This is a genomic window from Orbaceae bacterium lpD04 (genome assembly GCA_036251935.1).
Taxonomy (GTDB): Bacteria; Pseudomonadota; Gammaproteobacteria; order Enterobacterales; family Orbaceae; genus Orbus; species Orbus wheelerorum.
Genome location: CP133967.1, coordinates 2,840,242 through 2,865,300, shown reverse-complemented (window position 1 = coordinate 2,865,300; position 25,059 = coordinate 2,840,242). Strand labels below are relative to the sequence as shown.

General features: G+C 38.0%; 38 protein-coding genes. 31 read left to right on the top strand and 7 right to left on the bottom strand.

The features are described from left to right. Positions 1-73: 73 nt before the first annotated feature. The 3 genes from rsmB to RHO14_12695 all read right to left on the bottom strand — a co-directional run bounded on the left by rsmB (position 74) and on the right by RHO14_12695 (position 4,553). The gene (rsmB, locus tag RHO14_12705; protein ID WVD71187.1) at positions 74-1,366 is read right to left on the bottom strand and encodes a 16S rRNA (cytosine(967)-C(5))-methyltransferase RsmB; all 1,293 of its coding nucleotides are present in this window, start codon (positions 1,364-1,366) and stop codon (positions 74-76) included. 186 nt (positions 1,367-1,552) lie between these two features. Next, positions 1,553-2,512, bottom strand: coding sequence for a methionyl-tRNA formyltransferase (fmt, locus tag RHO14_12700; protein ID WVD71186.1), 960 nt, complete (start codon positions 2,510-2,512; stop codon positions 1,553-1,555). Positions 2,513-2,654: 142 nt separating this feature from the next. Beyond that, complete coding sequence (locus tag RHO14_12695) at positions 2,655-4,553, bottom strand: SLC13 family permease (GenBank protein ID WVD71185.1); 1,899 nt, start codon at positions 4,551-4,553, stop codon at positions 2,655-2,657. Positions 4,554-4,935: 382 nt separating this feature from the next. Between RHO14_12695 and rpsJ the strand changes: the two genes are divergently transcribed. From rpsJ to rplQ, 28 genes are all read left to right on the top strand, one after another. Continuing rightward, positions 4,936-5,247 (top strand): 30S ribosomal protein S10, encoded by a 312-nt coding sequence (gene rpsJ, locus RHO14_12690; protein ID WVD71184.1) that lies wholly within the window; start codon positions 4,936-4,938, stop codon positions 5,245-5,247. A gap of 33 nt (positions 5,248-5,280) precedes the next feature. Next, entirely contained in the window at positions 5,281-5,907 is a 627-nt protein-coding gene (gene rplC, locus RHO14_12685; GenBank protein ID WVD71183.1) for a 50S ribosomal protein L3, read from the top strand. A 16-nt stretch (positions 5,908-5,923) separates the two neighbouring features. Continuing rightward, positions 5,924-6,541 carry a 50S ribosomal protein L4 gene (gene rplD / locus RHO14_12680; protein ID WVD71182.1) on the top strand — a complete coding sequence of 206 codons (618 nt, stop codon included), beginning with the start codon at positions 5,924-5,926 and terminating at the stop codon, positions 6,539-6,541. Further along, positions 6,538-6,840: a 50S ribosomal protein L23 gene (rplW, locus tag RHO14_12675; protein WVD71181.1), complete on the top strand. Its 303-nt coding sequence runs from the start codon at positions 6,538-6,540 to the stop codon at positions 6,838-6,840. The genes rplD and rplW overlap by 4 nt, the downstream gene beginning before the upstream one ends. Before the next feature lie 18 nt (positions 6,841-6,858). Next, positions 6,859-7,683: a 50S ribosomal protein L2 gene (rplB, locus tag RHO14_12670; GenBank protein ID WVD71180.1), complete on the top strand. Its 825-nt coding sequence runs from the start codon at positions 6,859-6,861 to the stop codon at positions 7,681-7,683. 18 nt (positions 7,684-7,701) lie between these two features. Beyond that, positions 7,702-7,980, top strand: coding sequence for a 30S ribosomal protein S19 (gene rpsS / locus RHO14_12665; GenBank protein WVD71179.1), 279 nt, complete (start codon positions 7,702-7,704; stop codon positions 7,978-7,980). A gap of 13 nt (positions 7,981-7,993) precedes the next feature. Further along, positions 7,994-8,326 carry a 50S ribosomal protein L22 gene (rplV, locus tag RHO14_12660; GenBank protein WVD71178.1) on the top strand — a complete coding sequence of 111 codons (333 nt, stop codon included), beginning with the start codon at positions 7,994-7,996 and terminating at the stop codon, positions 8,324-8,326. Positions 8,327-8,341: 15 nt separating this feature from the next. Then, the gene (gene rpsC / locus RHO14_12655; protein ID WVD71177.1) at positions 8,342-9,043 is read left to right on the top strand and encodes a 30S ribosomal protein S3; all 702 of its coding nucleotides are present in this window, start codon (positions 8,342-8,344) and stop codon (positions 9,041-9,043) included. 12 nt (positions 9,044-9,055) lie between these two features. Next, positions 9,056-9,466, top strand: coding sequence for a 50S ribosomal protein L16 (rplP, locus tag RHO14_12650; GenBank protein ID WVD71176.1), 411 nt, complete (start codon positions 9,056-9,058; stop codon positions 9,464-9,466). Further along, entirely contained in the window at positions 9,467-9,658 is a 192-nt protein-coding gene (rpmC, locus tag RHO14_12645) for a 50S ribosomal protein L29 (GenBank protein WVD71175.1), read from the top strand. Next, positions 9,658-9,912, top strand: coding sequence for a 30S ribosomal protein S17 (gene rpsQ / locus RHO14_12640; protein WVD71174.1), 255 nt, complete (start codon positions 9,658-9,660; stop codon positions 9,910-9,912). The genes rpmC and rpsQ overlap by 1 nt, the downstream gene beginning before the upstream one ends. Positions 9,913-10,109: 197 nt before the next feature. Continuing rightward, positions 10,110-10,481, top strand: coding sequence for a 50S ribosomal protein L14 (gene rplN / locus RHO14_12635; protein ID WVD71173.1), 372 nt, complete (start codon positions 10,110-10,112; stop codon positions 10,479-10,481). A gap of 10 nt (positions 10,482-10,491) precedes the next feature. Beyond that, a complete protein-coding gene (rplX, locus tag RHO14_12630; protein ID WVD71172.1) occupies positions 10,492-10,806 on the top strand; it encodes a 50S ribosomal protein L24 in 315 nt (104 codons plus the stop codon). Between the two features lie 13 nt (positions 10,807-10,819). Continuing rightward, on the top strand, positions 10,820-11,359 hold the full coding sequence (rplE, locus tag RHO14_12625) for a 50S ribosomal protein L5 (GenBank protein WVD71171.1): 540 nt from the start codon (positions 10,820-10,822) through the stop codon (positions 11,357-11,359). Between the two features lie 15 nt (positions 11,360-11,374). Next, positions 11,375-11,680 carry a 30S ribosomal protein S14 gene (gene rpsN, locus RHO14_12620; protein ID WVD71170.1) on the top strand — a complete coding sequence of 102 codons (306 nt, stop codon included), beginning with the start codon at positions 11,375-11,377 and terminating at the stop codon, positions 11,678-11,680. 17 nt (positions 11,681-11,697) lie between these two features. Next, positions 11,698-12,090 (top strand): 30S ribosomal protein S8, encoded by a 393-nt coding sequence (gene rpsH / locus RHO14_12615; GenBank protein ID WVD71169.1) that lies wholly within the window; start codon positions 11,698-11,700, stop codon positions 12,088-12,090. A gap of 11 nt (positions 12,091-12,101) precedes the next feature. Further along, on the top strand, positions 12,102-12,635 hold the full coding sequence (gene rplF, locus RHO14_12610; GenBank protein WVD71168.1) for a 50S ribosomal protein L6: 534 nt from the start codon (positions 12,102-12,104) through the stop codon (positions 12,633-12,635). A 9-nt stretch (positions 12,636-12,644) separates the two neighbouring features. Further along, a complete protein-coding gene (gene rplR / locus RHO14_12605; GenBank protein ID WVD71167.1) occupies positions 12,645-12,998 on the top strand; it encodes a 50S ribosomal protein L18 in 354 nt (117 codons plus the stop codon). Positions 12,999-13,012: 14 nt separating this feature from the next. Further along, positions 13,013-13,513 (top strand): 30S ribosomal protein S5, encoded by a 501-nt coding sequence (rpsE, locus tag RHO14_12600; protein ID WVD71166.1) that lies wholly within the window; start codon positions 13,013-13,015, stop codon positions 13,511-13,513. Positions 13,514-13,519: 6 nt separating this feature from the next. Next, entirely contained in the window at positions 13,520-13,699 is a 180-nt protein-coding gene (gene rpmD / locus RHO14_12595; protein ID WVD71165.1) for a 50S ribosomal protein L30, read from the top strand. Positions 13,700-13,705: 6 nt separating this feature from the next. Then, positions 13,706-14,140, top strand: coding sequence for a 50S ribosomal protein L15 (gene rplO, locus RHO14_12590; GenBank protein WVD71164.1), 435 nt, complete (start codon positions 13,706-13,708; stop codon positions 14,138-14,140). A gap of 8 nt (positions 14,141-14,148) precedes the next feature. After that, the gene (gene secY / locus RHO14_12585; protein WVD71163.1) at positions 14,149-15,492 is read left to right on the top strand and encodes a preprotein translocase subunit SecY; all 1,344 of its coding nucleotides are present in this window, start codon (positions 14,149-14,151) and stop codon (positions 15,490-15,492) included. A 26-nt stretch (positions 15,493-15,518) separates the two neighbouring features. Further along, positions 15,519-15,632, top strand: a complete 114-nt coding sequence (rpmJ, locus tag RHO14_12580) for a 50S ribosomal protein L36 (GenBank protein WVD71162.1) — start codon at positions 15,519-15,521, stop codon at positions 15,630-15,632. Between the two features lie 178 nt (positions 15,633-15,810). Further along, entirely contained in the window at positions 15,811-16,167 is a 357-nt protein-coding gene (rpsM, locus tag RHO14_12575) for a 30S ribosomal protein S13 (protein WVD71161.1), read from the top strand. A 15-nt stretch (positions 16,168-16,182) separates the two neighbouring features. After that, on the top strand, positions 16,183-16,572 hold the full coding sequence (rpsK, locus tag RHO14_12570; GenBank protein WVD71160.1) for a 30S ribosomal protein S11: 390 nt from the start codon (positions 16,183-16,185) through the stop codon (positions 16,570-16,572). Between the two features lie 34 nt (positions 16,573-16,606). Then, a complete protein-coding gene (rpsD, locus tag RHO14_12565; GenBank protein WVD71159.1) occupies positions 16,607-17,227 on the top strand; it encodes a 30S ribosomal protein S4 in 621 nt (206 codons plus the stop codon). 25 nt (positions 17,228-17,252) lie between these two features. After that, positions 17,253-18,242: a DNA-directed RNA polymerase subunit alpha gene (gene rpoA / locus RHO14_12560; GenBank protein ID WVD71158.1), complete on the top strand. Its 990-nt coding sequence runs from the start codon at positions 17,253-17,255 to the stop codon at positions 18,240-18,242. Positions 18,243-18,271: 29 nt separating this feature from the next. Continuing rightward, positions 18,272-18,661: a 50S ribosomal protein L17 gene (gene rplQ, locus RHO14_12555; protein WVD71157.1), complete on the top strand. Its 390-nt coding sequence runs from the start codon at positions 18,272-18,274 to the stop codon at positions 18,659-18,661. A gap of 114 nt (positions 18,662-18,775) precedes the next feature. Here the strand turns inward: rplQ and RHO14_12550 are convergent, their stop codons facing one another. The 3 genes from RHO14_12550 to slyD all read right to left on the bottom strand — a co-directional run bounded on the left by RHO14_12550 (position 18,776) and on the right by slyD (position 20,482). Beyond that, on the bottom strand, positions 18,776-18,991 hold the full coding sequence (locus tag RHO14_12550) for a SlyX family protein (protein WVD71156.1): 216 nt from the start codon (positions 18,989-18,991) through the stop codon (positions 18,776-18,778). Between the two features lie 87 nt (positions 18,992-19,078). Beyond that, positions 19,079-19,726, bottom strand: coding sequence for a DNA repair protein RadC (gene radC, locus RHO14_12545; GenBank protein ID WVD71155.1), 648 nt, complete (start codon positions 19,724-19,726; stop codon positions 19,079-19,081). Between the two features lie 165 nt (positions 19,727-19,891). Continuing rightward, entirely contained in the window at positions 19,892-20,482 is a 591-nt protein-coding gene (gene slyD, locus RHO14_12540; protein WVD71154.1) for a peptidylprolyl isomerase, read from the bottom strand. 297 nt (positions 20,483-20,779) lie between these two features. Between slyD and ubiA the strand changes: the two genes are divergently transcribed. Next, the gene (gene ubiA / locus RHO14_12535; protein WVD71153.1) at positions 20,780-21,625 is read left to right on the top strand and encodes a 4-hydroxybenzoate octaprenyltransferase; all 846 of its coding nucleotides are present in this window, start codon (positions 20,780-20,782) and stop codon (positions 21,623-21,625) included. Here ubiA and plsB read toward each other — a convergent pair. Then, on the bottom strand, positions 21,622-24,051 hold the full coding sequence (plsB, locus tag RHO14_12530; GenBank protein ID WVD71152.1) for a glycerol-3-phosphate 1-O-acyltransferase PlsB: 2,430 nt from the start codon (positions 24,049-24,051) through the stop codon (positions 21,622-21,624). The two genes, ubiA and plsB, sit on opposite strands and share 4 nt — an antisense overlap. Positions 24,052-24,491: 440 nt before the next feature. On the opposite strand from plsB, the gene rpmB reads away from it, so the two are divergent. Continuing rightward, positions 24,492-24,728, top strand: a complete 237-nt coding sequence (gene rpmB / locus RHO14_12525) for a 50S ribosomal protein L28 (protein WVD71151.1) — start codon at positions 24,492-24,494, stop codon at positions 24,726-24,728. A 26-nt stretch (positions 24,729-24,754) separates the two neighbouring features. Next, positions 24,755-24,922: a 50S ribosomal protein L33 gene (rpmG, locus tag RHO14_12520; protein WVD71150.1), complete on the top strand. Its 168-nt coding sequence runs from the start codon at positions 24,755-24,757 to the stop codon at positions 24,920-24,922. Positions 24,923-25,059: the final 137 nt, after the last annotated feature.

Below are 25,059 nucleotides of genomic sequence, written 5' to 3'. Positions count from 1 at the left end.
TGAATACTACCATCTATTTGGCTGAACTACATTATTATAAATGTAGTTCATTATAGTAAAGCGCATAATTTGTTTAAAGTTTTTGTAACTTAGCATAGAAAAACCCATCACCACCATGTTCTGTTGGTAGATATTGCTGCACAGGTTCTACTTGTTTTGCATCATGATGCTCTGCTAGAAAACGTAATATTTGTTGGCTATTTTCATCTGGTAAAATAGAGCAAGTCGCATAAACAAGGATACCGTTTGGTTTTAAATAAGGCCAAATATTAGTCAGTATTTGATATTGTAATTTGGCTAGTTCTGCAATATCACTATCACGCCGCAACCATTTTATATCAGGATGACGGCGGATCACACCAGTTGCAGAGCAAGGAGCATCAAGTAAAATTCGGTCGAATTTTTGCCCATCGCACCATTTTTCTGGAGTTAAACCATCGCCGACTTTTACTTCTGCCTGTAATTTTAAACGTTCTAGGTTTTGCTTGATCCGTTTAACGCGTTCACTATCAATATCAACGGCCAGTACCTTTGCTTGTGGTGCAAGTTCTAATATGTGAGTGGTTTTTCCACCAGGCGCAGCGCAAAGGTCTAAGATTGTTTCCCCATTTTGTGGCGCGAGTAAATAAGCAGCATGCTGCGCTGATAGATCTTGTACAGTTGCCGCGCCTAACTCAAATTGTGGTAATTTATTAACCGGTAAAGGTGATAATAATCTTAATGCACTTTTTACCTGTTCATCATTGGTAGATTCTATATCACAATCATTTAATAATTGTTGGTATTGCATAGCATTATAGTGCTGGCTATTTACACGTAACCACATTGGTGGGCGTTGATTGTTGGCATTAATAATCTCAGGCCAGTTTTCACTATATGCAAGTTGTATGCGTTTTAAGAACCAGCTAGGATGAAGTGATGTATTACCATGTAAGATAAACTGATTTTTCAACTCATCTTGTTGACGTAAAAAGGAACGTAGCACCCCATTTACCACCCCTTTGAGTGAGGGTTTTTTTAGACTTATTACTCCGTTTACAGTTTCACTCGCCGCGGCGTGTGGCGGAATACGGGTATAAATAAGTTGATAAAGTCCGACGAGTATTAAGTAATGGATAGAACGGTTTTTACCAGTAAAAATTTTATCCATTAGTTTTTGAGCATAAAATTCGAGTTCGGGTAGCACCCGCATGACGCCAAAACTAATTTCTTGCATTAAGGCTCGATCTTTATCATTAACTTTGTTGCTATAATGTGCAAGTAGTGGGCTAAGTGAATTGCCCTTTTCAAGTACATCAAAAATAATTTGTGCGCAAAAAGCCCGTAAATTATAGTTTTCTTGTTGTGCTTTTATTGGTGATGGCATGTTAGTGACGATCTTAATAGTAAATGCTGTTAAGGATAACGCAATCAATTTTGCTGTAAAGTAAATTTATAAGGATTATATTTAAATATAATCCTTATATTATAGTGAGATATTAAGGCTGTATTTTTTTCGCTATAATTAGTGGTTACAACAAAATTATAACGAGAATATTATCAAGTTATACAGTTAAAGTCTTTTACCTATGCTAAATAACGATTGGCGCGAGTTTAATATATCTGTAGCTGACATCGGTTTTTTGCCCGCTGGCTGTAGCTGAGTTAAGTTGATAATGCCATCTACTGTTGAAATTTGTATCCCATTTTTATCTGCTTGTAAAATAGTGCCCGGCTCTTTGCCACTATTTTGGTTAATCATATTAGCTTGCCAAACTTTAACGGGTTCATCATTGATTTCAAAATAGCTCACTGGCCAAGGATTAAAAGCTCTGATACAGCGCTCCAGTTGTATCGCTGGTAGTTGCCAGTTTAATTTTGCTTCTTGTTTTGATAATTTTTCAGCATAGGTTACTTGTGATTCATCTTGTTTTACGGCAACTATATCACCCGATATAATCAGTTTTATTGTTTTAAGTAATGCATCAGGCCCTAAATTAGCGAGTTTATCATAGAGTGATGCACTGGTATCATTGGCGGTAATTGGGCATGCGGCTTTAAAGAGCATATCGCCAGTATCGAGCCCCGCATCCATTTGCATTATTGTTACGCCAGTTTCAAGATCACCAGCCCAGCATGCTCGCTGTATTGGCGCAGCACCTCGCCAGCGAGGAAGCAATGATCCATGAACGTTTAAACACCCCAGTCTTGGCATATCAAGAACAGCTTGCGGTAAAATAAGTCCATAAGCGACGACAATCATAATATCGGCATTAAGATCACTAATAATTTTTTGGTTTTCGACCTTTTTTAAAGTTGCAGGCTGATAAACCTCAATATTATGCGCTAACGCCAATTGTTTAACAGGGCTTGCCGAGAGTTTATTTCCTCGACCGGCAGGGCGATCGGGCTGAGTTAATACTGCCACCACTTTATGATTTGAATTAATTAACGCGTCTAAATGTTTAGCTGCAAAATCGGGAGTACCAGCAAAGATAATTTTAAGGGGTTGGTTTGAATTTTTATCTGTCATATTTTTTTACCTGTAATCGCAAGTATATAAAGCACCATATTGCTGAGGATCTGTTTATATTTAGTATATATTATTTTGGGACTATTTGGATCTTGGTTATTGTGCCTCTTTTATATTGATAAACAGATTTTTACTTCGTAGGCTAAAAAGGAAAGAATATCGGAACTAATAACAGATCCGCCAATAGTACTAAAAATGTTAATGGCACGCCAACTTTAACAAAATCACTAAAGCTGTATCCTCCGGGAGCTACAATCATAGTTTTAATTGGTGATGAAACCGGTGTGATAAACGATGCTGATGTTGCAATCGCGACTGTCATGGCAAAAGGATAAGGTGAATAACCTAAATCTAACGCAACGTTAATTGCAATTGGCGCAATTAATATTGCGGTAGCGGTATTGGTTATAAATAAGCCAACGCCAGAACAGAGTAGAAATATAAATGTTAGCGCAACATAAGGGCCATAATCGTGTAAGTTATTTTTTAATAGGTCAGTGATTAAAGCAATACCACCTGTTTTATTTAGTGCAATGGCAAATGGCATCATACCGATTATTAAAATTAAGCTTGGCCAATGAATCGATTTATAGGCACTTGTCATGTCAATGCAGCGAGTTGCACCCATCAGTAGGCAAGCGATGAGAGCTGCAACCACATTAGGGACTATACCACTGACCATTAAGGTGATCATTATTGCTAAATTAATAAGGGCAGGCACCGCTTGCGAACTTGCTGGTGCGACATCGTCAATCTCGGCAGGGAAATCTAATACGACAAAGTCTGTCGTTTTAGCTTGTAACTTACGAATAGAGCCCCAGTCACCACAAACGAGTAGTGTGTCACTAATTTCGAGTTTTTCTGCGAATAAGTTATCAGATTCTAGTGGGGCGTGATTACGCCAAATTCCAATTACAGTTAAGAAATATTTACTACGAAAGTCGATTTCATTTAACGTTTTACCATAAAGTGATGATTCAGGTAAGATGGCAACTTCAGCCATTCCGACTTCTTTGACTTGTTCAGAAAAATATTCACCGCGTAAAATTTTAGGTTCAAGTAAATTATTGGTTAAAAATTGTCGATACTCAGCTTCTGCGTGTTCAAAATCAAAGAGTAATACGTCATTTTCCCTAAATTCTGCGGCAGTATTAACTGGAATTAGCACTTTACGAAATTTACGCCATCGTTCAATACCAATGACATTTACCCCTTCTTTACTTCTTAAATGTAAAGAGTTGATTGTTCGTCCAACTAATGGGGAGCCTATTAATATTTGTGCGCGGTGTGCACGGCCTGTAAGTTTATAGTCTTTAATTAAGTCCGTTATTTTGCGTCTTTTAGGCTGTGATTGCGCTTCTTGAGCTTGTTTTGGTGAAATTAACCAGTTTCGACTAATTAAACAGTAAATTAAACCGATAATTAATACACCAAGTCCGATGGGCGTAATTGAGAAGAAACCAAATTGTTGTAAGTTTGCCCGTTCAAGCTCACTATTAACAACTAAGTTAGGCGCAGTTGCAACTAATGTCATCATGCCGCTAATTAATGCTGCAATACATAATGGCATCATGAGTTTTTTGACATGGATCCCTGAACGATTAGCAATACTAATCACAACCGGGATAAAAATTGCTACAACGCCCGTAGAACTCATGACTGATCCTAGCAATGCAACACTGAGCATAATAAGCGCAATAATTCGGATATCATTTTTACCCGCTGCCTTTAGAATAAATTCACTCATTTGATACGATATACCGGTTCTAACTAAGCTTTCACCAATAATAAATAATAGTGCAATTAGAACAATGTTTGGGTCACTAAATCCAGACAAAGCTTCAACCGGCGATAATATACCTGTGATAATTATGGCGGTTATCGCAAAAATAGCAATGACGTCCATACGTAATTTGCTGAAGGAAAAAAGGAAGATGACAACTAGCAGTAGCAGAGATACGCAAATGAGTTGTCCGTGAATAAGAATTGAGTTTGGAAGCAATGCAATAATACTTTGGTAGAGGCTATGTAATTGTTCCATCGGTTTCACAGGTTACTTTCACAGTAAGAATTATGTGTTATTTAGCCGAAAGTTTATCATATTTATTCATGAAATCGAATTATTTATGGTGTATTAGATGTTTAAAATTAGTTATTTATTATAAAGTTATTTTTTTATTAAAAGTTACTCTGATAAAGAATTTCTTGTGATTAGCACTTGCATCATCAAATAATTTACGTATAATAAATCCCACTTTGCCCTTATTAGGCAATGTTATCGATGTTAAAACACAACTTAACATCAATACAATACTCCCGATTTGGGGGTTACGATAAAGAACGGATTACACTCTCCTGTCAATCGAAACAGGACTTGAGGAGTAGTCTTTTGTTATAACTTTTTATAATGGAGCTCTGGTCTCATGCAGAACCAAAGAATCCGAATCCGTCTAAAAGCATTTGATCATCGTTTGATCGATCAATCTACTGCGGAAATCGTTGAAACTGCGAAGCGCACTGGTGCGCAAGTTCGTGGTCCTATTCCATTACCGACGCGCAAAGAGCGTTTCACCGTATTAATTTCACCACACGTTAATAAAGACGCGCGTGATCAGTACGAGATTCGCACTCATAAACGTCTAGTTGATATCGTTGAACCAACTGAAAAAACAGTTGATGCATTGATGCGTCTAGATCTTGCTGCCGGTGTTGACGTGCAGATCAGTTTAGGTTAGTCCTGAGCTGGTAAGGATTGAGAGGTTGATACAATGATTGGTTTAGTCGGTCGAAAAGTAGGAATGACACGAATCTTCACAGAAGAAGGTGTTTCTATTCCTGTCACCGTAATTGAAGTTGAAGCAAACCGCGTTACTCAAGTTAAGACAATTGAAAACGATGGTTATAAAGCTGTTCAGATTACTACTGGTAGCAAAAAAGCTAGCCGTGTAAGTAAACCTGATGCAGGACATTTTGCAAAAGCTGGCGTTGAAGCTGGCCGTGGTCTATGGGAATTCCGTTTTGAAGATGGTGAATTCGCAGCAGGTCAAAGCATTAATGTCGATATTTTTACTGACGTTAAAAAAGTGGATGTTACTGGTACATCAAAAGGTAAAGGATTTGCTGGCGTTGTTAAACGTTGGAATTTCCGTACTCAAGATGCTACTCATGGTAACTCTTTGGCACACCGTGGGCATGGTTCTATTGGTCAAAACCAAACTCCTGGTAAAGTGTTCAAAGGTCGTAAAATGGCAGGTCACTTAGGTAATGAACGTGTAACTGTTCAAAACTTAGATATTGTTCGTGTAGATGCAGAGCGTAACCTTTTATTAATTAAAGGTGCTGTGCCTGGCGCAATCAATAGTGACGTTATTGTTAAACCAGCGATTAAAGCTTAACGTCGAGGAGAGTGAAATGGAATTAGTAGTTAAAGACGCGCAAGCGATCTCTGTTTCTGAAACTACCTTCGGACGTGATTTTAATGAAGCATTAGTTCATCAAGTTGTTGTTGCATATGCATCAGGGGCTCGTCAAGGAACTCGTGCTCAAAAAACTCGTGCTGAAGTTGCTGGTTCAGGCAAAAAACCATGGCGTCAAAAAGGTTCTGGTCGTGCTCGTGCAGGTTCTGTTAAGAGCCCAATCTGGCGTAGCGGTGGTGTAACATTTGCTGCTAAGAATCAGGATCATAGTCAAAAAGTTAACCGTAAAATGTATCGTGGTGCATTAAAGAGTATTTTCTCTGAATTAGTGCGTCAAGAGCGTTTAATCGTGGTTGAGAAGTTCACTGTAGAAGCACCTAAGACAAAATTATTAACTGAAAAGTTAAAATCAATGGATCTTAACGATGTATTGATTATTACTTCTGAAGTTGATGAAAATCTTTTCTTAGCTTCACGTAATATCTATAAAGTAGATGTTCGTGATGTTGCCGGTATTGATCCAGTTAGCTTAATAGCGTTTGAAAAAGTTCTCATGACTGTTGATGCAGTGAAACAAGTTGAGGCAATGTTAGCAGAGGAGAAAGTAGCATGATTCGTGAAGAGCGTCTGCTAAAAGTCCTGCGTGCACCACATGTTTCTGAAAAAGCATCTCTTTCAATGGAGAAAGCAAACACATTAGTGTTAAAAGTTGCTAAAGATGCTACTAAGAAAGAGATCAAAGCCGCAGTTGAACAACTATTTGAAGTTAAGGTAAACGATGTAAATACTTTAGTTGTAAAAGGTAAAGTAAAACGTCGTGGTCAACAAGTCGGTCGTCGAAGCGACTGGAAAAAAGCTTACGTCACTTTAGCGGAAGGTCAGAATTTAGACCTTGCGGGCGTCACTGAGTAATTCGGAGGAGTAAGAACAATGGCAGTTGTTAAGTGTAAACCTACATCTCCGGGTCGTCGCCACGTTGTTAAAGTGGTTAACCCAGAGTTGCATAAAGGAAAACCTTATGCACCGTTGCTTGAATCAAAGAGCAAAACTGGTGGTCGCAATAATAATGGTCGTATTACCACTCGCCATATCGGTGGTGGTCATAAACAACATTATCGTATTGTAGACTTTAAACGAAATAAAGACGGTATTCCTGCAGTAGTAGAGCGTTTGGAGTATGATCCAAACCGTAGCGCGAATATTGCTTTAGTTTTATATAAAGACGGTGAACGTCGTTATATTTTAGCTCCAAAAGGCTTAAAAGCAGGAGATCAAATCCAATCGGGTGTTGATGCATCGATCAAAGCAGGTAACTGTTTACCAATGCGTAATATCCCAGTTGGTTCTACTGTGCACAATGTGGAAATGAAACCAGGTAAAGGCGGACAACTTGCTCGCTCTGCTGGTAGTTATATCCAAATCGTTGCACGTGATGGTTCTTATGTCACACTTCGTCTTCGTTCTGGCGAAATGCGCAAAGTATTAGCTGATTGCCGTGCCACTATTGGTGAAGTTGGTAACTCAGAGCATATGCTTCGTGTATTAGGTAAAGCTGGTGCAAGTCGTTGGCGTGGTATTCGTCCTACTGTTCGTGGTACGGCGATGAACCCAGTAGATCACCCACATGGTGGTGGTGAAGGTCGTAACTTTGGTAAACATCCTGTGTCTCCATGGGGTCAAAAAGCCAAAGGATTGAAAACGCGTAGCAACAAGCGTACTGATAAGTACATTGTTCGTCATCGCAATAAAAAATAATTAAATAGAGGATTAGCTATGCCACGTTCTCTCAAGAAGGGTCCTTTTATTGACCTACACTTGCTGAAGAAGGTAGAGAAAGCGGTGGAAAGCGGTGACAAGAAGCCTTTGCGCACTTGGTCCCGTCGTTCAACGATCTTTCCTAACATGATCGGTTTGACCATCGCTGTCCATAATGGTCGTCAGCACGTACCTGTCTATGTAACCGATGAAATGGTCGGACATAAACTTGGTGAATTCGCGCCGACTCGTACTTATCGCGGTCACGCAGCAGATAAGAAAGCTAAGAAGAAATAAGTAGGGGAAAGAGATGGAAACAATTGCAAAATATCGCCACGCTCGTTCTTCTGCGCAAAAAGTTCGCTTAGTTGCAGATCTTATTCGCGGTAAGAGAGTGTCTCAGGCACTTGATATTTTAACGTACACCAATAAAAAAGCGGCTGTATTAGTTAAAAAAGTATTGGAGTCTGCTATTGCTAATGCAGAGCATAACGATGGTGCTGATATTGATGATCTTAAAGTTGCGAAAATTTTCGTAGATGAAGGCCCAAGTATGAAGCGTATTATGCCTCGTGCTAAAGGTCGTGCAGATCGAATTTTGAAGCGTACGAGTCACATAACTGTGATCGTGTCTGATCGCTAGGTCTGGAGAATAGCAATGGGTCAAAAAGTAAATCCAAATGGTATCCGATTAGGTATTGTCAAACCTTGGACATCTACCTGGTATGCAGATACAAAAGAATTCGCTGACAACTTAGATGGTGATTTTAAAGTTCGCCAATATTTAAATAAAGAGTTAGCGCAAGCGTCAATCTCGAAAATCGTGATCGAGCGTCCAGCTAAGAGTATTCGTGTGACTATTCATACTGCTCGCCCTGGTATCGTGATCGGTAAAAAAGGTGAAGACGTAGAAAAAATACGTAATGCCGTAGCTAACATCGCCGGTGTACCAGCTCAAATTAATATTGCTGAAGTTCGTAAACCTGAACTTGATGCAAAATTAGTTGCTGACAGTATCACTGCACAATTAGAACGTCGTGTGATGTTCCGTCGTGCAATGAAACGTGCTGTACAAAATGCGATGAAAGCAGGAGCCAAAGGTATTAAAGTTGAAGTAAGTGGTCGCTTAGGCGGAGCAGAAATTGCTCGCAGCGAATGGTACCGTGAAGGTCGTGTTCCGTTACATACATTACGTGCGGATATCGATTATGGTTTATCAGAAGCACTAACTACTTACGGTATCATTGGTGTAAAAGTGTGGATCTTCAAAGGTGAGATCCTTGGTGGTATGGCTGCCGTTGAACAAGCAGAGAAACCTGCTGCTCAACCTAAAAAGCAGCGTAAAGGCCGGAAACAATAAGGAGCTTCGCTGATGTTACAACCAAAGCGTACAAAATTCCGTAAAATGCATAAAGGTCGCAACCGCGGTCTTGCTGCAGGTGCCGATATTAGCTTCGGAACTTTCGGTCTTAAGGCTGTAGGTCGTGGTCGTTTGACTGCGCGCCAGATCGAAGCGGCACGTCGTGCAATGACTCGCGCAGTTAAGCGTCAAGGTAAAATCTGGATTCGCGTATTCCCTGATAAACCAATTACTGAAAAACCACTTGAAGTGCGTATGGGTAAAGGTAAGGGTAACGTTGAATATTGGGTTGCACTGATTCAACCAGGTAAAGTCCTCTATGAAATGGATGGTGTACCGGAAGAAGTTGCTCGTGAAGCATTTGCGTTGGCAGCAGCAAAACTGCCGATTAAAACCACCTTTGTAATTAAGACGGTGATGTAAATGAAAGCAAAAGAGCTACGCGAAAAAAGCGTTGAAGAGTTAAATACTGAACTTCTAAACTTATTACGTGAACAATTTAATTTACGTATGCAGTTGGCAGGCGGTCAGTTACAACAAACTCATGTAGTTAAACAAGTGCGTCGTAATATTGCACGAGTTAAAACGTTACTAACTGAAAAGGCGGGTGCGTAATGACTGATAATATTCGTACTCAGCAAGGTCGTGTTATTAGTGACAAAATGGATAAATCTATTACTGTTACTATCGAACGTAAAGTGAAACATCCATTATATGGTAAGTTCATTAAACGTACGACTAAATTGCATGTACATGATGAGAATAATGAGTGTGGTATTGGTGATACTGTTGAAATTAAAGAGTGTCGTCCATTATCTAAGACTAAGTCTTGGACTCTAGTTCGAATCGTAGAAAAAGCAGTTATCTAATCTTTTTGATTGAAAACTGTACATAATAAAATAAACGGCTGTAATAGCCGTTTATTTTATACTACCCATTTTATTTTAGTGGTGTTATACTGTGCACCCTCATATAAATGGGATTTTTTGGTTGTCTATTCTTATCCATGGTAGTTGAGGTGGATGAAGGTAGATTAGGCAATAATTTAATAATACGGAGCATTAAAATGATCCAAGAACAGACTAGGCTTGATGTCGCTGATAATTCAGGCGCACGTAGCGTAATGTGTATCAAGGTTCTGGGCGGATCGCACCGTCGATATGCTGCAGTAGGTGATATCATTAAAGTTACCATTAAAGAAGCAATTCCTCGTGGTAAAGTTAAAAAAGGTGATGTGCTTAAAGCAGTTGTGGTGCGTACTAGAAAAGGTGTTCGTCGTCCTGATGGATCTGTCATTCGTTTCGATCGTAACGCTTGTGTTATTTTAAATAATAACAGCGAGCAGCCGATTGGTACGCGTATTTTTGGACCGGTCACGCGTGAACTTCGTTCTGAGAAGTTTATGAAGATCATTTCACTAGCACCAGAAGTACTGTAAGGAGCGGGTAATGGCAGCGAAAATCCGTCGAGAAGATGAAGTTATCGTGTTAACTGGTAAAGATAAAGGTAAACGCGGTAAAGTTAAAAGTGTTTTGTCTACTGGCAAAGTGGTTGTTGAAGGTATTAATTTGGTGAAAAAACACCAAAAACCAGTACCAGCATTAAACCAAGATGGTGGAATTGTTGAGAAAGAAGCGGCAATTAACGTTTCTAACGTCGCAATCTACAATGATGCTACAGGTAAAGCAGATCGCGTAGGCTTTCGTATGGAAGATGGCAAAAAAGTCCGCTTCTATAAGTCTACTAATGAAACAATTAAGTAATTTGGAGTGTACGATGGCGAAACTGCATGATCACTACAATGAACAGGTAGTAAATAAACTGAAAGAACAGTTTGGCTACAAATCTGTCATGCAAGTCCCTCGGATAGAAAAGATCACCTTGAATATGGGTGTCGGTGAAGCGATAACTGATAAGAAATTATTAGATAACGCGGTTGCAGATTTAGCTGCAATCAGTGGTCAAAAACCACTAGTCACTAAAGCACGCAAATCAGTTGCTGGTTTTAAAATCCGTCAAGGGTATCCTATTGGTTGTAAAGTGACTTTACGCGGCGAGCGTATGTGGGAATTTTTTGAGCGTTTTGTTTATATTGCATTACCTCGTACTCGAGATTTTCGTGGTTTAAGCGCAAAATCTTTTGATGGTCGTGGTAACTACAGTATGGGTATACGTGAACAAATCGTTTTCCCTGAAATCGATTATGATAAAGTCGATCGTGTTCGTGGTTTAGATATTACTATCACCACTACCGCACAATCAGATGAAGAAGGCCGAGCGTTATTATCAGCCTTTAACTTCCCATTTCGTAAGTAAAGGTAGGGTAAACTAATGGCTAAACAATCAATGATTGAGCGTGATAAAAAACGCGTAAAGCTAGCAAATAGATACTTTGCAAAGCGTCAAGAATTAAAAGCGATCATCTCTGATTTAAATTCAACAGATGAAGATCGTTGGAATGCAGTGCTTAAATTGCAAACGCTTCCTCGAGATTCTAGTCCATCACGTCAACGTAATCGTTGTCGTCAAACGGGTCGTCCTCATGGCGTCCTTCGTAAGTTTGGTCTAAGCCGTATTAAGGTCCGTGAAACTGCCATGCGTGGCGAGATTCCTGGTCTTAGAAAGGCAAGTTGGTAATCAGAGGAGTTTTATAGATGAGCATGCAAGATCCTATCGCAGACATGTTGACCCGAGTTCGTAATGGTCAAGCTGCGAACAAAGTTGCGGTCATTATGCCTTCCTCTAAGTTGAAATTGGCTATTGCCAACGTACTGAAAGAAGAAGGGTATATAGAAGACTACAAAATTATAGGTGACACTAAACCTGAATTGGAAATTACTTTAAAATATTTCCAAGGTAAGGCTGTTGTAGAAAGTATTAAACGTGTTAGCCGTCCTGGTTTACGTATTTATAAACGTAAAGATGAATTACCAAAAGTAATGGCAGGATTAGGTATCGCAGTTATTTCTACTTCTAAAGGTGTTATGACTGATCGAGCAGCACGCCAAGCAGGTCTTGGTGGTGAAATTATCTGCTACGTAGCGTAAGGGAGAAAAAAATGTCTCGTGTTGCTAAAGCACCTGTCGTTATTCCTGCTGGCGTAGAGGTAAAACTCAACGGTCAGGTAATTTCGATTAAAGGTAAAAATGGCGAGTTATCTCGTTCAATTAATGATGCTGTTGTTATTAATCAAGAAGATGGAGTGATTAAATTTTCTCCACGTGAAGGCGTATCTGATGCTTGGGCTCAAGCAGGAACCGCACGAGCACTTATTAATTCAATGGTAGTTGGTGTTACTGACGGATTCACTAAAAAACTTCAGCTAGTTGGTGTCGGTTATCGTGCACAACTTAAAGGTAATGCTATTGGTTTATCTCTTGGGTTTTCACATCCAATTGAGCACCAATTACCTGCAGGTGTAACTGCTGAGTGTCCTTCTCAAACTGAAATCATTCTGAAAAGTGCTGATAAACAGTTGATCGGACAAGTAGCAGCAGATATCCGTGCTTATCGTCGTCCTGAACCTTATAAAGGTAAAGGTGTTCGTTACGCCGACGAAGTCGTGCGTACTAAAGAAGCTAAGAAGAAGTAAGGTAACACTATGGATAAGAAATCAGCTCGAATCCGTCGTGCAACAAAAGCGCGAGCAAAGATGCGTGAATTATTGGCTACTCGCCTTGTTATTCACCGTACTCCGCGCCATATCTATGCGCAAATTATTGCACCAAACGGATCTGAAGTACTGGCAGCCGCTTCTACATTAGAAAAAGCTATCAGTGAAAATTTAAAATACACAGGAAATAAAGAAGCTGCGCAAGCTGTAGGTAAAGCTATTGCTGAGCGCGCATTGGCGAAAGATATTAAAGTAATTTCTTTCGACCGTTCTGGTTTCCAATATCATGGTCGAGTTCAGGCGCTAGCAGATGCTGCTCGCGAAGCTGGCCTACAGTTCTAAGGTAGGAGTTAAAGATGTCAAACATCGAAAAACAAGCTGGTGAACTGCAGGAAAAATTAATCGCAGTGAACCGTGTTTCAAAAACCGTTAAAGGTGGCCGTATTTTTAGTTTTTCTGCACTAACAGTAGTTGGTGACGGTAACGGCCGTGTCGGTTTTGGTTATGGTAAAGCGCGTGAAGTTCCAGCAGCGATCCAAAAAGCAATGGAAAAAGCACGTCGTAACATGATTAACGTCGCGTTAAATAATGACACGTTACAGCATCCGGTTAAAGGTGCTCATACTGGTTCACGCGTTTATATGCAACCAGCGTCAGAAGGTACAGGTATCATTGCCGGTGGTGCAATGCGTGCAGTACTTGAAGTTGCAGGTGTTCGTAACGTTCTTGCTAAAGCATATGGTTCTACAAACCCGATTAACGTGGTTCGTGCAACTATTGATGGATTAGAAAATATGAATTCACCAGAAATGATTGCAGCAAAACGTGGTAAATCAGTCGACGAAATTTTGGGGTAATTCACCATGTCAAAAATGATTAAAATTACACAAACTCGTAGTTCGATTGGTCGCTTACCGAAGCATAAAGCTACGCTACGCGGTTTAGGATTACGTGGGATTGGTCATACTGTTGAACGTGAAGATACACCTTCAATGCGCGGTATGGTAAGCCAAGTTCATTACATGGTCAAAGTAGAGGAGTAATAGGTAATGCGTTTAAATACTTTATCTCCTGCTGAGGGTTCAAAACCTGTCGGTAAGCGTCTAGGACGAGGAATCGGTTCTGGATTAGGTAAAACTGGTGGTCGTGGTGTTAAAGGCCAAAACTCTCGTTCAGGTGGCGGCGTTCGTCGTGGCTTCGAGGGTGGTCAAATGCCATTGTATCGTCGTTTGCCTAAATTTGGTTTTACTTCGCGTAAATCCTTAGTTACAACGGAGATTCGTCTTTCTGATTTAATGAAAGTTGAAGGTGATGTTGTAGATTTAAATTCGCTTAAAGCCGCAAATGTGATTAGTTCACAAATTGAATTTGCAAAAATTATGTTAGCAGGTGAGATTAGCAAACCAGTAACAATTCGTGGAATTCGTGTAAGTAAAGGCGCGAAAGCTGCAATTGAAGCCGCTGGTGGAAAAATCGAGGAATAATTGGAAAGATGGCAAAGCAACCAGGATTAGATTTTCAAAGCACAAGAGGCGGTAGCGGTGAGCTAAAAAGACGATTACTATTTGTTCTTGTAGCGCTTATTGTTTTCCGTATTGGTTCTTTTATTCCCGTTCCTGGTATCGACACTGAGGCGTTAACCAATTTACTCTCACAAGCTGCGAGTAATAATGGTATTATTGGCATGTTCAATATGTTCTCAGGTGGTGCGTTAAGCCGAGCTTCAATTTTTGCATTAGGTATCATGCCTTATATTTCTGCTTCAATTATTGTGCAGTTATTGACGGCAATTAATCCTAAACTTGCAGAGTTGAAAAAAGAAGGTGAATCTGGTCGTAAAAAAATCAGTCAGTATACTCGTTATGGTACATTAGTACTTGCGATTGTTCAGGCTGTTGGAATTGCAACTGGTTTGCCTCAGATCCCAGGGTTTGGTCAAGTAGTGATTAATCCTGGCTTCTCTTTTTATTTTATCGCCTCAGTAAGTTTAGTTACTGGCACTATGTTTCTAATGTGGCTAGGTGAACAAATTACCGAAAGAGGAGTTGGTAATGGTATCTCAATTATTATTTTTGCAGGTATTGTTGCTGGTCTTCCTCATGCTATCGGTGAAACTATTGCAAAAGCTCGTTTAGGAGAATTGCATCCCCTGTTATTATTAGTTGTGGCAGCACTCGTTATTGGTATTACCTATTTTGTTGTGTTTGTTGAACGTGGTCAACGACGTATTGTTGTTAACTATGCTCAGCGTCAGCAAGGTCGCCGAGTCTATGCTGCTCAAAGTACTCATTTACCTTTGAAGATAAATATGGCCGGAGTTATTCCAGCAATTTTTGCTTCAACGATCATTATGTTACCAGCAATGATGGCATCTTGGTTACAAGGTGATGGAGAAGGTTGGCGTTATATTTTTGTTGTTATAGGACAGTATTTGTCTCATGACCAGCCGCTATATTTAATTCTTTATGCTGCTGCGATTATCTTTTTCTGTTTCTTTTACACGGCATTGGTATTTAATCCTCGTGAAACTGCTGATCAACTAAAAAAATCAGGCGCATTTATTCCAGGAATTCGCCCAGGTGAACAAACGGCTAAATATATTGATAAAGTCATGACTCGTTTAACACTAGTTGGTGCACTTTATATTACCTTTGTTTGTTTAGTTCCAATGTTTATGACTTCAGCAATGAAGATTCCAGTGCAATTTGGTGGAACATCTTTATTAATTGTTGTAGTTGTAATCATGGATTTTATGGCACAAGTACAGACTCTAATGATGCCAAATCGTTATGAGTCAGTTTTAAAGAAAGCAAACCTTAAAGGCTATGGCCGATAAGCAAGCAGAAGTTACGGAGAAATAACATGAAAGTTCGTGCTTCAGTCAAGAAGTTATGCAGAAATTGTAAAATCATCAAACGAGATGGCGTTGTTCGTGTCATCTGTATTGAAGGTAAGCATAAACAACGTCAAGGTTAATATAGTTTGACCTTTGATGTTGTACTTTTGCATTTTTTACTTGCCAAAGTATAGTAAAGCTGGCTAGAATAGCCAGCCTATAATTTTTTTGAGGTCCCTTTATTTGAGTATCCTGAAAACGGGCTTTTCGGTATAAAGGTGACTAAATTATATTTACATTAACAAATAGGAGTGCATAGTGGCCCGTATCGCAGGCATTAACATTCCTGATCAACAACATACTGTAATTGCATTGCAAGCGATTTATGGTATCGGAAATACTCGTGCAAAGTTAATTTGTAAAGAAGCGGGTATTGATGAACATGTTAAGATCAGAGAACTATCTGAAGATCAGATTGAACAGTTACGTGAACAAGTTGCAAAATTCACTGTTGAAGGTGATTTGCGTCGTGAAGTGACTATGAGTATCAAGCGTTTATTAGACCTTGGTTGTTATCGTGGTATACGTCATCGCCGTGGACTTCCAGTTCGTGGACAACGTACAAAGACTAACGCACGTACCCGCAAGGGACCGCGTAAGCCTATCAAGAAATAATCGGGGTAATTAACAATGGCAAAGACACCTGTTCGTGCACGTAAACGTGTAAAAAAACAAGTTTCTGATGGTATAGCTTATATTCATGCATCTTTTAACAATACAATCGTTACTATTACCGATCGTCAAGGTAATGCATTAGGTTGGGCAACCGCTGGTGGTTCAGGATTCCGTGGCTCTCGTAAGTCAACTCCGTTTGCGGCACAAGTTGCAGCTGAACGTTGCGCTGAAGCAGTTAAAGAATACGGAATTAAGAATCTGGAAGTTATGGTAAAAGGACCTGGTCCTGGTCGTGAGTCAACAATCCGTGCATTAAATGCAGCGGGTTATCGCATCACTAATATTACTGATGTTACTCCGATCCCTCATAACGGTTGTCGTCCACCAAAGAAACGTCGTGTTTAATCACTTGGCGTTTTAGGATTATTGGAGAAAGAAAATGGCAAGATATTTGGGACCAAAACTCAAATTAAGTCGTCGTGAAGGTACTGATTTATTTTTAAAATCAGGTGTTCGCGCGGTAGAGAGTAAATGTAAGCTAGAACAAGCTCCTGGTCAGCATGGTGCGCGTAAACCGCGTTTATCTGATTATGGTGTTCAGTTACGTGAAAAACAAAAAGTTCGTCGTACTTATGGAATTTTAGAAAAACAATTCCGTAATTATTATAAAGAAGCAGCTCGAATCAAAGGTAATACAGGTGAAAATCTATTAAACCTTTTAGAATCTCGTTTAGATAACGTTGTTTATCGTATGGGATTTGGTGCGACTCGTGCGGAATCTCGTCAGTTAGTAAGCCATAAAGCTGTATTAGTTAATGGTCATGTTGTGAATATCGCTTCTTATAATGTTTTACCTGAAGATGTGATTAGTGTTCGTGAAAAAGCTAAAAAGCAAGCACGAGTTAAAGCAGCATTAGAATTAGCTGAACAACGTGAGAAGCCGACTTGGTTAGAAGTTGATGCCGGTAAAATGGAAGGGACATTTAAACGTATGCCTGAACGCTCAGATTTATCTGCTGACATCAATGAACATTTGATTGTTGAACTTTACTCTAAGTAAAGTTTAGTACTTAAGAGAGGACACAATGCAGGGTTCTGTAACAGAGTTTTTAAAACCTCACCTAGTTGATGTTGTTCAATATAATCATACTCATGCGAAAGTGACTTTAGAGCCACTTGAGCGAGGGTTTGGTCATACACTAGGCAATGCACTGCGCCGTATTTTATTATCATCAATGCCGGGATGTGCTGTAACGGAAGTTGAGATCGATGGCGTATTGCATGAATACAGTACTAAAGAAGGCGTCCAGGAAGATGTGCTTGATATTCTTCTCAATTTGAAAAAATTGGCGATCAAAGTACACAACAAAGATGATGTAATGCTTACAGTGAATAAATCTGGCGCGGGTGTTGTTACTGCTGCTGATATTACTCATGATGGTGATGTTGAAATCGTCAATCCTGATCTTGTGATCTGTCATCTCACTGACGCTAATGCTTCAATTAGTATGCGTATTCGTGTACAACGAGGCCGTGGATATGTTCCCGCTTCTGCTCGAGTTAGAGCTGAAGATGATGAACGTCCAATTGGTCGTTTATTAGTTGATGCTTGTTTCAGTCCTATTGACAGGATTGCATATTCTGTAGAAGCTGCCCGTGTTGAACAGCGTACGGATTTAGATAAATTAGTTATCGATATGGAAACTAATGGAACTATTGATCCTGAAGAGTCAATTAGACGTGCCTCTACAATTTTGGCTGAACAACTTGAAGCTTTTGTTGACTTAAGAGATATTCGTCAACCTGAAGTAAAAGAAGACAAACCAGAATTTGATCCAATTTTACTACGACCTGTAGATGACTTGGAATTAACTGTTCGATCTGCAAACTGCTTAAAAGCAGAAGCAGTTCATTACATTGGTGATTTAGTTCAACGTACTGAAGTTGAGTTATTAAAAACCCCTAATCTTGGTAAGAAATCACTTACTGAAATTAAGGATGTACTCGCTTCTCGTGGTTTATCTCTAGGCATGCGTCTTGAGAATTGGCCGCCTGCAAGTATTGTTGAAGACTAATCTAAAGTTTATTTAAGAAGGATAAAGTTATGCGCCATCGTAAAAGTGGTCGTCAACTTAATCGTAATAGCAGCCACCGTCAGGCGATGTTTCGTAATATGACAAGTTCACTTGTTGAACACGAAATCATCAAGACAACTTTACCTAAGGCTAAAGAGCTGCGTCGAGTAGTTGAACCTTTAATTACGTTAGCTAAGACTGATAGTTTAGCTAATCGTCGTTTGGCTTTTGCTCGTATCCGTAATACGGATGCAGTAAAAAAATTATTCTCAGACCTAGGTCCTCGTTTTGCAAATCGCCCTGGTGGTTATATTCGCATTATGAAATGTGGCTTCCGTGCTGGTGATAATGCACCAATGGCTTATATTGAGTTGGTTGATAGACCAACTGCAGATGCTGCGCAAGCAACAGCTGAGTAAAATATAGCGTTATAAAAAGCCGACATTTAGTCGGCTTTTTTTATATTTAATTATCTAAATTTTGTTATTTATAACTGGTATTTTTATCCCCGCGTGATTTTGAATGGTTATTAATTAGTAATGAGGGGGAGGGGTTTCTTCCGACATATTTGCTATATTTGATGATTGTGAAGTTTGCAATTTTTTTGAAAGAAGAGAAAGTTGTTCTTTTAATTTTAGCATCTCAGCCTGTAGTTGAATGACCATTTGATTTAACTCTTCTATCGTTATTTCTTGAAAACTTATTTTAGTTTCTAATTGTTCTAAACGATATTCTTGTTGTTTTTTCATAGTATTTTTCCAAATTATTCATATCGTATTATAACGTAATTAAATTAGATCTAATATACTTACGTGAGTTATCATGCCCTAATCATTTTATAGCCAACCTCTTTCTGCAAACGATACGTATTCACCTTTTCCAATAACAAAATGGTCGAGAATTCGTATATCAACTAGATCACATACCTGTTCAATTTGTTTTGTCATTATTCGATCTGCTTCACTTGGTTCAGCCATTCCAGAGGGATGGTTATGGGCAAGAATTAATGCCGCAGCATTACACTTTAATGCTTTACGAACAATTTCTCGAGGATGAACCTCTACCGAATTGTAAGTACCCACAAACATTTCTTCGGTATAGATTACGTTATTTTGATTATTAAGAAAAATAACTAAAAATATTTCACGATCTTTGTCCGCTAGTCGGCTAGCAAGATAATGATGAGTTAAATTTGGTGACGTTAATGAGCTGTCTTGTGTTACTCTTACTTGCAAATATCGATAAGATAATTCTATTACTGCTTTTAACTGAGTATACTTTGTTATTCCTAAACCTAACTTTCTACAAAATTCATCTTTATTAGCGCTCATTAAATGGTATAGAGAGCCAAATTCATCTAATAAGTTTTGAGATAATTTAAGGACATGTATCCCTTTTGTTCCTGTCCTTAGGAAAATTGCAAGTAATTCATAATCAGATAGTGAATCAGCACCAAATTGTAAGAGTTTTTCTCTTGGCATCATATTTTATTTAACCTCAAATTAGCTTAGGTAATCTAAAGGATTATTTTGCAAAAATAAGATTATTAGACAAATACAAAGATATTTTTATGAGAATCATTTCACAAAAAATAAATTTTTATATAAAAAAAGCACCCTTTGAGAGTGCTTTTTTATTAATTCATACTTTTAGTGCTTACAGCCGCAACCACCATTTCCGCCGCCACAACAACCATCATCTTGATCATCGTCATCATTACTACAGCAGCTATCATCACTGTCATCACATCCACAGCCACCATGATGATGTCCATGTGCACCATGAACATGCCCATGAGTTAATTCTTCTTCTGTTGCTTCTCGAACGTTAATTACTTCAACATTAAACTTTAAGTCTTGTCCTGCTAACATATGATTACCATCAACAGTGACTTTATCGCCGTCAATTGCCGTAATTTCAACTGGAACTGGACCATGCTCAGTATCAGCTAAAAATCGCATGCCAACTTCAAGTTCATCAACACCAACAAATACATCTCGTGGAACTTGCTGTACAAGGTTATCATTATAATCGCCATAAGCATTATTTGAGCTAACTTCCACATCGAATTTGTCACCAGCTTGGCGGCCGGTTAACGCATCTTCTAGTCCCTTAATTAAGTTACCAGCACCTTGTAAATATTCAAGTGGAGTAACAGATGTCGCTTCGTCTACAAGTACACCATCTTTTGTTCTAACTTGATAAGCTATACTCACAACACTATCTTTTGCTATTTTCATTTCATCTCCGGTCATTAGCGAGAAAGATTTAACAATTCTATCTGAAAAATAGCCTAATGTATCTTTTTTTTAAAAATAATATTCGCAATATATATCTTTATTAATCTGTCTTAAAAAATACGTTTTTTAGTATTTTTGTTTTAAAATGATATCTTACAATAATATTTCAACGATACATTGTTGAATTAAGCCTTACATATATATAAAGTCTTTATGGTATTTTATTATTGATTTCACAACCTATTAATATTCATCTATAATTTATGTAAGTTTATCGAGTTAATGGTCCTTATTAATATGAACAGCACTGTACCTGCTTATTTTCAACTAATGCGTTTAGATAAACCGATTGGTACTTTGCTTTTACTTTGGCCAACATTATGGGGACTTTTGCTGACAGGTGCCCCAACATTTCTCTTATTTATCAAATTTACCTTTGGCGTTTTTTTTATGCGCGCGGCTGGTTGTGTTATTAATGATTTTGCTGATAGAAAATTAGATTGTCATGTTGAAAGAACAAAAACTCGCCCTCTAGCAAGTGGTAAAGTTAATGCAAAACAGGCATTAGTGTTATTTTTGTTTTTAATTTTTCTGTCTATTATATTGTTACTTACCTTACCGCCACTAACTTGGCTATTTGCTTGCTTTGCTTTTTTGACTACATTGATTTATCCATTTATGAAGCGTTTTACACATCTTCCCCAGGTTATACTTGGAATAGCATTTAGCTGGGGAATTCCGATGGCATATGCAGCGGCTATCGGTTCACTTCCTTTAACATGCTGGCTTTTATGTATTGCTAATATTTGTTGGACGATTGGTTATGATACGCAGTATGCGATGGTCGATCGTAATGATGATTTGAAAATAGGAATAAAGTCGACAGCTATTTTATTTGCGCAGTACGATAAATTAGTAATTGGTATATTGCAGTGTTTTACCTTATTTTTGTTAGTTTTTATTGCTATCTATAATCATTTACCATTACTTTTTTATATAGGATTAGTCTTTGTAGCTGCTCTTTTTACCTATCAACAAATATTAATTGCTAATAGGCAAAGAGAGCGGTGTTTTAAAGCATTTCGTAATAATAATTATGTTGGTCTAACTCTCTTTATTGGATTATTATTTAGTAGCTTTTAATCGATTTCTTCAATCGTTTGTAGTACTCGGCTAGTTATTAATGGCTTGAGTGTTTCATTCATTAATTTTATTTTTTCTAAGCTAGCGTCATCTTTATCATCAAGGTATCCCTGTTCTCTTAATGTTGAAACCAAAGTTGAAAAAACACCTTTATCAAAAAATTCGGGAGCATTAATACCATGTAGCACAGATAATCTTTCAGCAATCAATCTGCTCTCTTTTTCGAGTACTACACGGCTTATTGATGGATTTTTTTGTAATAAAGAAAATGCAACCGCATAACGTTGTAAGGTATCATTTGAACCTGAAGCAATTAATTGTAGTGAAGTTATTTTGAGATAATTAAGAGTAATACGTTCAGGCGTATAGTTAATTAAATTTAGTTCTGAAAAACATTTAATTAACTTACTTACATAGTCTAAAAGCTGCTTTTCATCATAATAAATAAATAATTCAGCTTTAATTAACGGATATAATCGTAGAATTTGTTCAATCAATTGAGTCGGAGAAAGACGATTTTGTTTTACAATGATTCTTGCAATAATCGCAGGTATAATTATTAAGTGCTGAATATTGTTTCGGTAATAAGTCATTAAAACAGCTTGTTCTTGGCTTAGGCTAACAATTTCGCCAGCCTCATCTTCCGTGATAATAAATTTCCCCATCGCCTTAGCATGTTCAAATAGTTCCTCTGCACTTTTATTGGGGATGGTGACTAAACTTGAGTATGGTACATTTCTTAATAATATTAAGGCGGCATCGAGATATTCAATTAATCTTTTTTGGCTCATTGCTCGTTGTTGTGATGCTAGTAAAATTGAGCAACATAAATTCATCGCATTAACGGCAGCAGATGCATTTATCTTTTCCATAATATTTTGTGATAATAGATTAGTCGTTGGTGTTAACCAATTTGGACGAGCGCTACCTGTTGGGTCGATAGCATCTCGCCATTCAGGAATATGTTGATTTAAAAATTGATTTAATGGAATTGGTTGACCAAAGTTAACATAACCTAATCCTAACTTTTTCAATTTAAAAAAAGCTTTCGTTGTTTGCCATAAGCTTTCTTTCTTTTTTGCTGCTCCGCGCAATTCGTTAGCATAAGTGGCCACCTCTAATACATGTTCATAACCTATATATACAGGAACAATTGAAATAGGTCTTAAATCCCCTCGTAAAAATGTTTGTAGGGTCATCATTAACATACCCGTTTTAGGATCAAGTAAACGACCAGTTCGAGAGCGCCCACCTTCAATAAAATATTCAACTGAGTAACCGCGGATAAATAGTTCTGCTAAATATTCACGGAACACTGCGGTATAAAGTTTGTTTCCTCGAAATGAGCGCCGAATAAAAAAGGCCCCTAAACGGCGAAATATTGGTCCAGCTGGCCAGAAATTAAGATTAATGCCCGCTGCGATATGTGGCGGTACAAGTCCCTGTCGATAAAGGACATATGAAAGTAGCAAATAATCCATATGACTACGATGGCATGGCGCATAAACAATCTCATGCCCATTTTGAGCCAGCTCTCGAATTGGATCTGCATTTGTAACTTTTAAACCTTGATATAATCGGCTCCATGCCCACGTTAGTACATAATCTGTTAGTTTTAAAGCTCTATAAGTAAAATTAGCTGCAATTTCATTAAGCATTGATAGCGCGTTTTTTCTGGCTTTTTCTTGTGAAATATTCTTACTTTTAGCCTCTTCAATTATGGCATCACTTAGTGCTTGTCCATTAAGTAATGAATTGAGCATTTGCTGTCTTATTGGTAGTGTTGGGCCGACTGAGGCGGTGCGTTGTTTTGAGAAATGAATACGAGCAACTCTAAATAATTTTTTTGCTAAATCTGCAATTTGATCTGTTTTTACAGATGCTGTAATATTTTTAAAAGATACAGTGTTTGAATACCGAGTATAGCAGTCTCGCCCAGAAAATATCATTTTGATAAATTTTTGCATTCCACCTAATACTTGCAGTGAAAGTTTCTTTTTTCCTTCTTTATCTGGTGCTCGGCTAAACATGACTGACACTGGCAACATTTGTACATCAAGTGCATTATCTTGTTGATGTGCCTCTATATACTCCCTGATAATATCGACCGCTTTCTTTTTTTGCTCTTTAGATGCAAAAATACCTGGACCTTTATCAATATAAAGAAAAGCGGGTAATATTTTAGATTGGGTTTTAATACCCGCTAATGGATCAGGAAGTTGATATTTTTCCGATAGTGAACGAACAACCATCAAATCAATTTTTGAGTTGTACGGCAATACATATAGAATAGGTTTATTTCTATCTATACCAAGTTCTTCAATGGGATCGGTAGGAATTGGCTTAGTTTGTACGAAAAGTTTTACTGGAATATGAATTATCCAAAAACAAGCCTTGGTCCATAAAGACATTTTCCATTTTGACATAATATAAACAACTCAGAATTATTGGTTTTTTAATTAGCACATAGTAGCAAAAATCAGCAAAAAAATATAGCCTACCATCAATTAAAAATGTTATAAAACTATTGTTAACAATTGTGGTTATTGGTTTACATATAATTATATAAGAAAACTATTTAATTAAATCGTACCTAGATTTATGCATTCCTATATATTGAAATTTATTTCTTTTTAATAAGAAAAATTTTTTGGAAGCTAAAAATTGCAATAATACTTGAGAATTTTTGCATTACGGCGTATACTTCGCTACCTTAATTATTGTGGGTGTGGTATGGGTGGTCGGTTTATTAGCTGTTAAGACTTATCTAAACAACCTAATCGAAGACTAAAGCCTGACGAGGTTAATGTTCCATTAACATATTATACCCAAGGCCTAAGCATTGAAATTTCGGAGAATTATTGACATGTCACGAGTATGCCAAGTAACAGGCAAAAAACCATTAGTAGGAAACAATCGTTCGCATGCGATGAATGCTACTAAACGTCGTTTTCTGCCAAATCTTCAATCTCACCGTTTTTGGGTTGAGAGTGAAAAACGTTTTGTAAAATTACGTGTATCAGCTAAAGGTATGCGTACTATTGATAAAAAGGGTATCGACGCAGTTTTAGCTGAACTTCGTGCCCGTGGTGAAAAATACTAAGAAGCTATAGAGGAAGGAGAATTATCATGGCTAAAGGTGCACGTGAAAAAATCAGATTAGTTTCTTCTGCTGGTACTGGTCATTTTTATACCACTAGCAAAAATAAAAGAACTATGCCTGAAAAAATGGAGATCAAAAAGTATGATCCCGTTGTTCGTCAGCATGTAGTTTATAAAGAAGCTAAAATTAAATAGTATCTATTTTATTTAAATGAAAAAGCCTAGCAATTGCTGGGTTTTTTGTTTTTTATCGAAAGATAAAAATCATAAACTTATTGCCTTATCACTTTGTAGCTAAATACTCATATCATACAATGTGCTTTAATTAAATC

What these genes read in the sequence shown, in the direction of transcription:
- rsmB (WVD71187.1), bottom strand. Translation starts at nt 1,366, where the DNA reads ATGCCATCACCAATAAAAGCACAACAAGAAAACTATAATTTACGGGCT.
- fmt (WVD71186.1), bottom strand. Translation starts at nt 2,512, where the DNA reads ATGACAGATAAAAATTCAAACCAACCCCTTAAAATTATCTTTGCTGGT.
- RHO14_12695 (WVD71185.1), bottom strand. Translation starts at nt 4,553, where the DNA reads ATGGAACAATTACATAGCCTCTACCAAAGTATTATTGCATTGCTTCCA.
- rpsJ (WVD71184.1), top strand. Translation starts at nt 4,936, where the DNA reads ATGCAGAACCAAAGAATCCGAATCCGTCTAAAAGCATTTGATCATCGT.
- rplC (WVD71183.1), top strand. Translation starts at nt 5,281, where the DNA reads ATGATTGGTTTAGTCGGTCGAAAAGTAGGAATGACACGAATCTTCACA.
- rplD (WVD71182.1), top strand. Translation starts at nt 5,924, where the DNA reads ATGGAATTAGTAGTTAAAGACGCGCAAGCGATCTCTGTTTCTGAAACT.
- rplW (WVD71181.1), top strand. Translation starts at nt 6,538, where the DNA reads ATGATTCGTGAAGAGCGTCTGCTAAAAGTCCTGCGTGCACCACATGTT.
- rplB (WVD71180.1), top strand. Translation starts at nt 6,859, where the DNA reads ATGGCAGTTGTTAAGTGTAAACCTACATCTCCGGGTCGTCGCCACGTT.
- rpsS (WVD71179.1), top strand. Translation starts at nt 7,702, where the DNA reads ATGCCACGTTCTCTCAAGAAGGGTCCTTTTATTGACCTACACTTGCTG.
- rplV (WVD71178.1), top strand. Translation starts at nt 7,994, where the DNA reads ATGGAAACAATTGCAAAATATCGCCACGCTCGTTCTTCTGCGCAAAAA.
- rpsC (WVD71177.1), top strand. Translation starts at nt 8,342, where the DNA reads ATGGGTCAAAAAGTAAATCCAAATGGTATCCGATTAGGTATTGTCAAA.
- rplP (WVD71176.1), top strand. Translation starts at nt 9,056, where the DNA reads ATGTTACAACCAAAGCGTACAAAATTCCGTAAAATGCATAAAGGTCGC.
- rpmC (WVD71175.1), top strand. Translation starts at nt 9,467, where the DNA reads ATGAAAGCAAAAGAGCTACGCGAAAAAAGCGTTGAAGAGTTAAATACT.
- rpsQ (WVD71174.1), top strand. Translation starts at nt 9,658, where the DNA reads ATGACTGATAATATTCGTACTCAGCAAGGTCGTGTTATTAGTGACAAA.
- rplN (WVD71173.1), top strand. Translation starts at nt 10,110, where the DNA reads ATGATCCAAGAACAGACTAGGCTTGATGTCGCTGATAATTCAGGCGCA.
- rplX (WVD71172.1), top strand. Translation starts at nt 10,492, where the DNA reads ATGGCAGCGAAAATCCGTCGAGAAGATGAAGTTATCGTGTTAACTGGT.
- rplE (WVD71171.1), top strand. Translation starts at nt 10,820, where the DNA reads ATGGCGAAACTGCATGATCACTACAATGAACAGGTAGTAAATAAACTG.
- rpsN (WVD71170.1), top strand. Translation starts at nt 11,375, where the DNA reads ATGGCTAAACAATCAATGATTGAGCGTGATAAAAAACGCGTAAAGCTA.
- rpsH (WVD71169.1), top strand. Translation starts at nt 11,698, where the DNA reads ATGAGCATGCAAGATCCTATCGCAGACATGTTGACCCGAGTTCGTAAT.
- rplF (WVD71168.1), top strand. Translation starts at nt 12,102, where the DNA reads ATGTCTCGTGTTGCTAAAGCACCTGTCGTTATTCCTGCTGGCGTAGAG.
- rplR (WVD71167.1), top strand. Translation starts at nt 12,645, where the DNA reads ATGGATAAGAAATCAGCTCGAATCCGTCGTGCAACAAAAGCGCGAGCA.
- rpsE (WVD71166.1), top strand. Translation starts at nt 13,013, where the DNA reads ATGTCAAACATCGAAAAACAAGCTGGTGAACTGCAGGAAAAATTAATC.
- rpmD (WVD71165.1), top strand. Translation starts at nt 13,520, where the DNA reads ATGTCAAAAATGATTAAAATTACACAAACTCGTAGTTCGATTGGTCGC.
- rplO (WVD71164.1), top strand. Translation starts at nt 13,706, where the DNA reads ATGCGTTTAAATACTTTATCTCCTGCTGAGGGTTCAAAACCTGTCGGT.
- secY (WVD71163.1), top strand. Translation starts at nt 14,149, where the DNA reads ATGGCAAAGCAACCAGGATTAGATTTTCAAAGCACAAGAGGCGGTAGC.
- rpmJ (WVD71162.1), top strand. Translation starts at nt 15,519, where the DNA reads ATGAAAGTTCGTGCTTCAGTCAAGAAGTTATGCAGAAATTGTAAAATC.
- rpsK (WVD71160.1), top strand. Translation starts at nt 16,183, where the DNA reads ATGGCAAAGACACCTGTTCGTGCACGTAAACGTGTAAAAAAACAAGTT.
- rpsD (WVD71159.1), top strand. Translation starts at nt 16,607, where the DNA reads ATGGCAAGATATTTGGGACCAAAACTCAAATTAAGTCGTCGTGAAGGT.
- rpoA (WVD71158.1), top strand. Translation starts at nt 17,253, where the DNA reads ATGCAGGGTTCTGTAACAGAGTTTTTAAAACCTCACCTAGTTGATGTT.
- rplQ (WVD71157.1), top strand. Translation starts at nt 18,272, where the DNA reads ATGCGCCATCGTAAAAGTGGTCGTCAACTTAATCGTAATAGCAGCCAC.
- RHO14_12550 (WVD71156.1), bottom strand. Translation starts at nt 18,991, where the DNA reads ATGAAAAAACAACAAGAATATCGTTTAGAACAATTAGAAACTAAAATA.
- radC (WVD71155.1), bottom strand. Translation starts at nt 19,726, where the DNA reads ATGATGCCAAGAGAAAAACTCTTACAATTTGGTGCTGATTCACTATCT.
- slyD (WVD71154.1), bottom strand. Translation starts at nt 20,482, where the DNA reads ATGAAAATAGCAAAAGATAGTGTTGTGAGTATAGCTTATCAAGTTAGA.
- ubiA (WVD71153.1), top strand. Translation starts at nt 20,780, where the DNA reads ATGAACAGCACTGTACCTGCTTATTTTCAACTAATGCGTTTAGATAAA.
- plsB (WVD71152.1), bottom strand. Translation starts at nt 24,051, where the DNA reads ATGTCAAAATGGAAAATGTCTTTATGGACCAAGGCTTGTTTTTGGATA.
- rpmB (WVD71151.1), top strand. Translation starts at nt 24,492, where the DNA reads ATGTCACGAGTATGCCAAGTAACAGGCAAAAAACCATTAGTAGGAAAC.
- rpmG (WVD71150.1), top strand. Translation starts at nt 24,755, where the DNA reads ATGGCTAAAGGTGCACGTGAAAAAATCAGATTAGTTTCTTCTGCTGGT.